This window comes from Thiemannella venezuelensis (assembly GCF_014203605.1).
Classification (GTDB): domain Bacteria; phylum Actinomycetota; class Actinomycetes; order Streptosporangiales; family Streptosporangiaceae; genus Planomonospora_A; species Planomonospora_A venezuelensis.
Genome location: NZ_JACHJJ010000022.1, coordinates 149941 through 158906, shown reverse-complemented (window position 1 = coordinate 158906; position 8966 = coordinate 149941). Strand labels below are relative to the sequence as shown.

Annotated in this window: 10 protein-coding genes; 2 read left to right on the top strand and 8 right to left on the bottom strand. The window is 68.9% G+C overall.

Features of this window, described 5'->3' with window-relative positions; translation table 11 throughout:
* Nucleotides 1-475 precede the first annotated feature (475 nt).
* On the bottom strand, nt 476-955 hold the full coding sequence (locus tag FHS22_RS39375) for an Lrp/AsnC family transcriptional regulator (protein WP_184946354.1): 480 nt from the start codon (nt 953-955) through the stop codon (nt 476-478).
* Between the two features lie 120 nt (nt 956-1075).
* Here FHS22_RS39375 and FHS22_RS27755 point away from each other — a divergent pair, with 120 nt between their 5' ends.
* Complete coding sequence (locus FHS22_RS27755; protein WP_184946352.1) at nt 1076-1963, top strand: phenylalanine 4-monooxygenase; 888 nt, start codon at nt 1076-1078, stop codon at nt 1961-1963.
* A 244-nt stretch (nt 1964-2207) separates the two neighbouring features.
* On the opposite strand, the gene FHS22_RS27750 is transcribed toward FHS22_RS27755, so the two are convergent.
* The 6 genes from FHS22_RS27750 to FHS22_RS27725 form a co-directional block, all read right to left on the bottom strand.
* Nucleotides 2208-2405 carry a hypothetical protein gene (locus FHS22_RS27750; RefSeq protein WP_184946350.1) on the bottom strand — a complete coding sequence of 66 codons (198 nt, stop codon included), beginning with the start codon at nt 2403-2405 and terminating at the stop codon, nt 2208-2210.
* Between the two features lie 377 nt (nt 2406-2782).
* Nucleotides 2783-3445, bottom strand: a complete 663-nt coding sequence (locus tag FHS22_RS27745) for a response regulator transcription factor (RefSeq protein WP_221474177.1) — start codon at nt 3443-3445, stop codon at nt 2783-2785.
* A gap of 100 nt (nt 3446-3545) precedes the next feature.
* On the bottom strand, nt 3546-4373 hold the full coding sequence (gene pstB, locus FHS22_RS27740) for a phosphate ABC transporter ATP-binding protein PstB (RefSeq protein ID WP_377297578.1): 828 nt from the start codon (nt 4371-4373) through the stop codon (nt 3546-3548).
* 104 nt (nt 4374-4477) lie between these two features.
* A complete protein-coding gene (gene pstA / locus FHS22_RS27735) occupies nt 4478-5368 on the bottom strand; it encodes a phosphate ABC transporter permease PstA (protein ID WP_184946344.1) in 891 nt (296 codons plus the stop codon).
* Complete coding sequence (gene pstC, locus FHS22_RS27730) at nt 5368-6309, bottom strand: phosphate ABC transporter permease subunit PstC (protein ID WP_184946343.1); 942 nt, start codon at nt 6307-6309, stop codon at nt 5368-5370. Before pstC ends, pstA begins: the two co-directional genes overlap by 1 nt.
* On the bottom strand, nt 6309-7310 hold the full coding sequence (locus FHS22_RS27725) for a PstS family phosphate ABC transporter substrate-binding protein (protein WP_184946341.1): 1002 nt from the start codon (nt 7308-7310) through the stop codon (nt 6309-6311). The genes pstC and FHS22_RS27725 overlap by 1 nt, the downstream gene beginning before the upstream one ends.
* Before the next feature lie 256 nt (nt 7311-7566).
* On the opposite strand from FHS22_RS27725, the gene FHS22_RS27720 reads away from it, so the two are divergent.
* Nucleotides 7567-7974, top strand: coding sequence for a fructosamine kinase family protein (locus FHS22_RS27720; RefSeq protein WP_184946339.1), 408 nt, complete (start codon nt 7567-7569; stop codon nt 7972-7974).
* Between the two features lie 139 nt (nt 7975-8113).
* Here the strand turns inward: FHS22_RS27720 and hisN are convergent, their stop codons facing one another.
* Nucleotides 8114-8917: a histidinol-phosphatase gene (gene hisN, locus FHS22_RS27715; RefSeq protein WP_184946338.1), complete on the bottom strand. Its 804-nt coding sequence runs from the start codon at nt 8915-8917 to the stop codon at nt 8114-8116.
* Between the last annotated feature and the right edge of the window lie 49 nt (nt 8918-8966).

Here is an 8966-nt window from a genome sequence, read left to right as displayed (position 1 = left end):
TGTGGATTTGATCTAGACACTCACATCCTTGCAGATCGGGCGCACCTTCTTCATTTATCGATCTTGAAGCGCATTCTCAGGCTGAATAGCCGAGGTCGATGCTCTCCCGGAGCGCGGCCCCGCGTTCGGTGGGGGGTGTATGCGAGCATGTTGTGCGTGAGCTGCGGCCGGGTGGTCCCTGTCGTCGGGTGTCACTTCGCGGACGGGCCGTTCGGGTCCGTTCCGAGTGGCTTCTGGGGGAGGGCGGGCCGGGATGTTTTCCGGGGATTGCTGAGAGCGATGAATATTGCGCTCAGCAATCCCCGGGAACCGGGAAGCGTCCCCTCCGGGGAGGAAGGGGCTGCCCGGGTGGCAGCGGCCTGGGCGGAGGAGCACCCGGGCTCTGAAGGGGTCCGGCTCTGAAGGCCTGGCTCCGAGGGGCCGGGGCCCCGGGGCGGTCTCCCCTTCTTCCCGCGTGCTGGTGTGAGACCAGAGGTCAGGCGTTCGAGGTGCCGCTCGGCGCACTGCGGAGCAGTGGTTCGATCCGGTACGGAATCTGGACGGACAGGGCGATCGTGGTGTCGGTGCGCTGGACGGCCGGCGAGGCGAGGATCCGGGCGATGACCTCCTGGAGGTCCGGGGGGCTGCGGGCGACCACGCGGCAGAGCAGGTCGGCCTGGCCGCTGGTGCCGTACACCTCCAGGATCTCCGGGAGCGCCTCCAACGCCTGCACGGCCTCCGCCAAGCGGCCTTGGGCGATCTGCAGGGAGACGAAGGCCAGGATGGGATAGCCGACCCCCTCCGGGGTGACCGTCGGCCCGAAGTCGGCGATGACGCCGCGGGAGGTGAGCTTCTCGACGCGGGCCTGCACCGTGCCGCGGGCCACGCCGAGCAGGCGGGCGAGCTCGGTGAGGCCGATGCGCGGATGCGCGCGCATGGTCACCAGCAGGCGGCTGTCGAGCTCGTCGATGGGCACGCGGCCAGACTAGGCGATATGACCAGCACAGGCCAGGTCCAACCGTGCGATCATGCGCGATTCGCTCACTGAAACTGTTCGCTCTTGTCAACGTTTCTGAGAATTGCTGTCATTTCATACATGTTCGAGGAAGCACAGTACTTCGCGCCGGTGGCGACGCGTGACGACGGCACGGTCGAGGTCGAGCTCGCCGCGGGTCACCCTGGTTTCGCGGACCCTGTCTACCGGGCGCGCCGCAACGCCATCGCCGCGCTCGCGCTCGGGTACGTGCCCGGCACGCCGATCCCGACGGCCGAGTACACCGATCAGGAGCACGAGGTATGGCGCATCGTCAGCCGGGAGCTGGCGATCAAGCATCGAAAGTACGCGACCGCCGAGTACCTGGAGGCGACCGAGCGGCTGGGCCTGCCCGGCGAGCGCATCCCGCAACTGCAGGAGGTCGGCGACCTGCTGGAGCCGCTGACCGGCTTCCGCTACCTTCCGGCGGCCGGACTGGTGCCGCTGCGGGACTTCTACGGGGTCCTGGCGGACGGCTTCTTCCACTCGACGCAGTACATCCGGCACCACTCCACGCCGCTCTACACGCCCGAGCCGGACGTGATCCACGAGGTGATCGGGCACGCCAACGCCCTCGCCTCGGACCGCTACGCGCGGCTCTACCGGCTGGCCGGGAACGCGGCGCGGCGGGTCGAGAGCGAGCAGGCGCTGGAGTTCATCTCCAAAGTCTTCTGGTTCACGCTGGAGTTCGGTGTGATGAGCGACCAGGGAGAGCTGCGGGCGTACGGCGCCGGCATCCTGTCGTCCTACGGGGAGATCGAGGAGTTCCGGGGGATGGACATCCGCCCGCTGGACCTCGTCGCCATGGGCACCACCGAGTACGACATCACGAAGTACCAGGATGTGCTGTTCCGGGCCGACTCGCTGGAGCACCTGGAGGACGTCGTCGGAGGGTTCTGGGCGGAGTGCGACGACGAGACGGTTTCCCGTCTGACGGCGCAGGCCCGCTGAGGGAGCCGGGGCCTCGGTCCGCCCGGCTGCCCGCCGGGCAATCGTTCAATAAAAAAAGAAAGCCCCCGGCGTGTCGCTCGTTGGCCGGACGACGCGAACACCGGAGGCTTTCTTTTTTTGCTTGGGGAATGTCCTGCCGCCGCTTTTCCGGAGGACCGGCAAAGGGGCTGCCGCGGACTATCCCCGGACGGTGGCGCCCGGCCCGCGGTGCCGGGCGCCCGTCATCACCTCACCGAGAGACGACTCAGTCCTCGTTCTCGATGACACCCAGGAGCGCGAGGTCGATGAGGTCGTTCAGGATCTCGTTGTGGTTGCTGTCGTCGACGACGTAGGTGGTGCTGGGGCGGTCCCAGTCGCCGGCGGAGGCGGCGGAGGCGGTGGCGATGCCAGCGGCGCCCAGGATACCTGCGATGGCCGCACCGGCGAGAATACGACGGATCATGATGCTTCCTCCATGGAAACGAAACGGGGAACTTCTGGAGACTCCTGCCGTTAGCCGTAACCGGCTGACTGCTCGTTGTCGCGAATAACAATCTCGCACCGGAGGCATCGATTCAACGTCGTCGCGCCACGTTTCGGTCAAAGGCTCATGGCGCTTCTTTGATGGTGAAGTCGCATTTATCGCGGGAGATCTGCCGCTTTCCCTGGCGGGGCGCGCTTCGCCCCATTCGCAGGCCTGAAATGGTAATCGCTTTTGTGTATATGCCTGATAAATCGGGCGTCCGGGAACGACGAACACGCCGGCGGGAGGAAGGACCGCCGGCGTGTTCCCGGGTTCCGGACGGAGAGGGCCGTGACCCCGGAGGGGCCGGAGCCCTCTCAGGGCCGGTCGACCAGGCGGTAGCCCACGCCGCGCACGGTCTGGATGAGCTGGTCGTCGGTGTCCCCGAGCCGGGCGCGCAACCGCTTGACGTGCACCGCGATGGTGTTGGTGGAGGTGGTGTCGGTGGAGTTCCACACGTGTCGCATGATCTGCTCGCGGGTGACCGTGCGATGCGCGTTGCGCATCAGGTAGTGCAGCAGCTCGAACTCGCGGAGCGGCAGGTGGACGATCCGGCCGTCCACCCTCACCTGGTACGCGTTGACGTCGAGCTCCACGTTGCCGACCGCGAGCGTTCGGCGGACCCCCGAGTCGCCTACGATCGCGGCCTGCACGAGGGGGAGGAGCTCGGGCACCCGGTACGGCCGGGCCACGCACGCGGTGGCTCCGGCCGCGAGTGCCTGGACCGCCTGCTCGGCGTGGCCCTCGCCCACGCCGAGGAGAACGGGGACCGCCCGCGTCAGCCGTACGGCGCGGATGAACTCCACCGCTCCGATGACCGGCAGCGAGGCGCTGACGAGCACGACGTCAGGCCGGAGCGCCCCGGCCTGCAACAGGGCCTGGGCGCCGTCGGCGACGCCCGTGACCTCGACTCCCTCTCGTTCGAGGATCACGGCGAGCTCCTCGACCAGGGCCGACTCCGGGTCGGCCACCAGCAGCATGGGCGCTGTCCGTGTGTCCCCGTCCACTTCGGGTGCCGTCTGCGGCTGGATCACCCGGATCCTCCAAGTAGGGATGTGTGGAGCGTGTCGGGGCGGACCCTCAGCCGAACCGGCCGGTGATGTAGTCCTCGGTCCGCTTGTCGCTCGGGTTGGTGAAGATGCGGCTGGTCTCGTCGAACTCCACCAGGCGGCCGTGCCGCACCCCGGCGTGGTCCACCTCGGCGGTGAAGAAGGCCGTGCGGTCGGAGACGCGGGCGGCCTGCTGCATGTTGTGCGTGACGATGACGATCGTGTAGTCGCGCGAGAGCTCCTGCATCAGGTCCTCGATCTTGGTGGTCGCGATCGGGTCCAGGGCCGAGCAGGGCTCGTCCATCAGGATCACGTCGGGCTTCACCGCGATCGCCCGGGCGATGCACAGTCGCTGCTGCTGACCGCCGGACAGGGAGAGCGCGTTCTGCTTGATCTTGTCCTTGACCTCGTCCCAGAGGGCGGCCTTGGTGAGCGCCTCCTCGACGATGTCGTCCATCCTCCCCTTCACGCCGTTGACCCGGGGGCCGTAGGCGATGTTGTCGTAGATCGACTTGGGGAAGGGGTTGGGCTTCTGGAAGACCATGCCGATCCGGCGGCGGACCTCGATCGGGTCCACGTGCTCGCCGTACAGGTCCTCGTCGTGATAGAGGATCTTGCCCGCCGCGCGGGCGCCGGGAATGAGGTCGTTCATCCGGTTGAAGCAGCGCAGCACGGTGCTCTTGCCGCAACCCGACGGGCCGATCATGGCCGTGATCTCGCGGTTGCCGATGGTCATGTCGACCCCGCGCACCGCCTCGTAGTCGCCGTAGAAGACGCTGAGGCCGGAGACGGTGAAGACCGGGTCGAGGGCTTCGATGTTGCGGGGGACCTCGGGGCCGCGCACGGTCACGTTCGGCACGGAAACTCCAATCGGAGCCGCCGGCGCGGGGACCGGCACGGGGGTGCGGGGGGCGGCGATCCCAGAAGTCGGCATGGGATTGCGGGACTCGGTCATTGCGTTCCTCACCAGCGCTTCTGGTAGCGGTTACGGAGCCAGATGGCGACGGAGTTCATCAGCAGCAGGATCGCGAGCAGGACCACGATCGCGGCGGCCGCCAGGATGGCGAACTCCTCCTGCGGACGGGTGATGAAGCTGTAGATCTGCAGCGGCAGCACGCTGAAGCTGCTCCAGACACCCTCGGGGTTGAACCGGACCAGCGTCGCCGCGCCCAGCATCAGGAACGGCGCGGCCTCCCCGATCGCCCGGGACAGGGCGAGGATGGAGCCGGTCGCGATACCGGGGATGGAGGCCGGGAGCACCTGGCGGTAGATGGTCTGCCACTGGGTCGCGCCGAGTGCCAGGGAGCCCTCGCGGATGGACGCGGGCACCGCGCGGATGGCCTCCCGCGCGGAGATGATCACGATGGGCAGCACCAGCAGGGAGATGGTGATCGCGCCGGTCATGATGGTGAAGCCGAACTGCATCCAGCGGGCGATCATCCCGAGGCCGAGGATGCCGTAGACGATCGAGGGGACCGCGGCCAGGTTGGAGATGTTCAGCTCGATCAGCCGGTTGTACCACTTGGACTTGTCCGCGTACTCCTCCAGGTAGATCGCGGCCAGGATCCCGGTGGGCAGGGCCATCAGCGCGGTCAGGCCGATGATCCAGAGGGTGCCGAAGATTCCGGACTGGATGCCGGCCGTCTCCGGGCGGCGGATCGAGGGCTGGTTCTCCCACAGCGTCGCATCGAGCCGGGGCCAGCCCTCCTCCACCACGTAGATGATCAGCATGGCGAGGAAGACGATCGCGATCGCCAGGCTGGCCAGCAGCGCGATGCGGAAGAGGTGCTCCTTGAGCGGGCGCCCCCTGCTCGCGAGCTGCACGGCGGAGCGCGGTGTGGAGAGGATGGCCATCAGTCGTAGACCTCGCGATACTTCTGGACCATGCGGGCGCTGACGTAGTTCATGGCGAACGTCATGATGAACAGCAACGAGCCCACCGCGAAGATGGTCTTGTAGGCGGTCGAGCCGACCGACGCGTCGCCGGAGCCCGCCTGGGCGATGAACGCCGCCATGGTCGCCATCTCGTTGCCGGGGTAGATCGTGAACACGGACTTGAAGCCGCCCGCGATCGCGACGATCATCGTCTCGCCCGCGGCCCGGGAGACCGCCAGGATGATGGCGGCGACGATGCCGGAGAACGCGGCCGGGACGACGACCCGGACCGAGGTGAGCATCTTGGAGGCGCCGAGCGCGTAGGAGCCCTCGCGCAGGCCGTTGGGGACCGCCGCCATCGAGTCCTCCGAGAGCGACGCGACGATCGGGATGATCATCACGCCGACCAGGAGACCGGCGCTGAGCGCGTTCTTGGCCTCCAGGTCCAGGAACGGGAGCACGTCCTGCAGCACCGGGGTGACGAAGGTCAGGGCGAAGAAGCCGAAGACCACGGTGGGCACGCCGGCCAGGACCTCCAGCACGGGCTTGAAGATCTTGCGGACGCGCGGGGTGGCGTACTCCGACAGGTAGATCGCGGCGGCCAGGCCCAGCGGCACGGCGACCACGATCGCGATCAGCGTGATCTCCACGGTGGCCACGATGATCGGCCACACGCCGAACGCCGGCGGGTTGAACAGCGGCCCCCAGGTCGTCGAGCCGAAGAACTCGCCGAGGCTGACCTCGCCGAAGAACTCGATGGTCGGCTCCAGCAGGGCCGCGACGATGCCGACGGTGGTGGCGATCGAGACCAGGGCGGCGAGGAGCAGGACCACCTTGACGGCGGCCTCTCCGTAACGCGGGCGCGACCGCGCCAGGGACCGGGAGGCCCCTGACGCGGTCTTGAGGTGCTGGGCGGCCATCAGCCCTGGCTCTTCAGGGCCGTGACATCCGCCTTGAGCTTGGCCTCCTGCTCGGCGTTGAGCGGGATGAACTTCGCGTCCTTGGCGATCGCGTTGATGTTGCCCACGTAGTAGTCGAGGAAGGCCACGACCTCGGGCCGCTTCGCCGCGGCGGCCGACGGGTAGATGAACAGCGGGCGGGCGAGCGGGGTGTAGGTGCCGCCCTGGGCCGTCTCGACGCTCGGGGCGACGCAGCCGCTGCCGGAGTCGATCTCGACCGCCTTCAGCTTGTCGGCGTTCTCCTCGAAGTAGGTGAAGCCGAAGTAGCCCAGGCCGCCCTTGGCGCCGGAGACGCCGGTGACGATGTCGTTGTCGTTCTCCGAGGGGCTGTAGTCCTTGCGGCTCGCGCCCTCCTCACCGTTGATCTCGTCGGTGAAGTAGTCGAACGTGCCGGAGTCGGTGCCCGGGCCGTAGAGCTTGAGCTCCTCGGCGGGGAACTTGGGGTCGACGTCCTTCCAGGTCTTGACCTTGCCCTCGGCCGCCGGCTCCCACATCTTCTTGAGCTGGTCGGTGGTCAGGCAGGTGGCCCAGTCGTTCTCCTTGGGGACGACCACGGTCAGGGCGTCGGTGGCCACCGTGAGCTCGGTGAACTTGATGCCCTTGGCCTCGCAGGCCGCCTTCTCCTCGTCCTTGATCGGGCGGGAGGCGTTGGAGATGTCGGTCTCACCGGCGCAGAAGCGCTCGAAGCCGCCGCCGGTGCCGGAGGTGCCGACCGGCACCTTGACCTGCGGCTGCTCCTCGCCGAACAGCTCGGAGGCGGCCTGGGTGAGGGGGGCGACGGTGCTGGAGCCGTCGACCTTGATCTCGCCGCTCAGCGCGGTGCCGGCCTCGGAGGACTGGGCGGGGGCGGCAGAGGAGGTGCTGTCGCCGGAGGGCTTGGCGTCGCCGCCGCACGCCGCCGCGAGCGAGACGACGAGCGCGGCCGTCGCGACCGCGCTGAGGCGGCGCTGTCCACTGGTCACGGTATGTTCCTTCTCCGTAGTGAGATCTGTTTCTCGATGACCCCGATGTAACCGGGCCAAAGTGAACAGAGATGAAACGAGCCATGACTGCAGCCGGAAGAGTGGGCATGTTCGTGTGAATGCCGCCCCACGGGACCCTCTCCGGCCATGACGTGGGGTTTCACCGCGCTGGAACGTGACAGGAGGACGGCATGCCCCCACCGCCGCTCATGGGGCCGTGCGCTCCGCCTGATCTGCCGAAGGGCAGGTGGTTCCGGTGAGGATCGTCGAGGACCTCGGCGCCTCGCACGCCTGGCGCCTGCACCGCGCGGAACTCCCGGGAGGCCGCCGCGCCTTCGTGAAGACGGGCCGGGTTAACCGGTTGTTCACCTCGGAGGCGGCCGGGCTCCGCTGGCTCGGTGAGGCGGGGGCGGCGGCCGTGCCGGAGGTGATCGAGGCCTCGGACGAGCGGCTCGTGCTGTCGTGGGTGGAGACCGTCCCGCCCGGACCCGGCGCGGCCGAGAGGTTCGGCCGTGACCTGGCCCGGTTGCACGGCTCTGGCGCCGCGGGATTCGGTGCGCCGTGGCCCGGGTTCATCGCGGAGCTGCCCATGGACAACACGCCCGCCGGCGACCCCGCTGCTCGTCCACGTGTGCCTGTACGGCCGGGCGTACCGCGGGCCTGATGGCCGCCGCGCGTTGCCTCGTTCTCGTGTAGGGCCCTGCGGGCCCGCGGGGGACCGGACCGCGGCAGGAGAGCGGACCGGGGCGGGGAGAGGGCCCAGACGGGAGGGCTGAGACGGGGAGGGCTGAGAGGGGGAGGGCTCAGACGGGGAGGGTGAGCGGGCCGCCGCCGAGGCGCTTGAGGACCTCGCCGTGCAGGGAGCCGTTGCTGCAGATCAGGCTGCCGCCGTCGAGGCCGGGGACGCCGGACAGGTCGGTCCAGATGCCGCCGGCCTCCTCCACGATCACGGTCAGGGCCGCGATGTCCCAGGGGGAGAGCTCGGGTTCGGCGGAGACGTCGACCGCGCCCTCGGCGACCATCATGTGGGACCAGAAGTCGCCGTAGGCGCGGCTGCGCCAGACGGACCGGTTCAGGTCGAGGAAGTGGTCGAGCCGTCCGGCCTCCTCCCAGCCGCCGATGCTGGAGTAGGAGAAGGACGCGTCCTCCAGCCGGGTGACCGAGGAGACCTGGCAGCGGGAGGCCTTGGCCAGGCTCCTGCCGGTCCAGGCGCCGCTGCCGCGGGCGGCCCACCAGCGCCGGCCGAGCGCCGGGGCGGACACCAGGCCGACGACGACGCGGCCCTGGTCCATCAGCGCGATGAGCGTGGCCCAGACGGGGACGCCGCGCACGTAGTTCTTGGTGCCGTCGATCGGGTCGACGATCCAGGAGCGCGCGCCGTACCCGGTCGTGCCGAACTCCTCGCCGATCACCGCGTCGCGCGGGCGGGCCCTGCGGAGGGTGCCCCGGATCGACTCCTCGACGGCCCGGTCGGCATCGCTCACCGGCGTGAGATCGGGTTTGGTCTCGACGCGCAGGTCCACCGCCTTGAACCGGCGCATGGTCAGGTCGTCGGCGGCGTCGGCCATGACGTGCGCGAGGCGCAGGTCGTCGTTGTAACCCGTCACGGGGGGCAACGCTATCGCGTCGGTGGCCGGTTACAGGAGAGCGGTGACC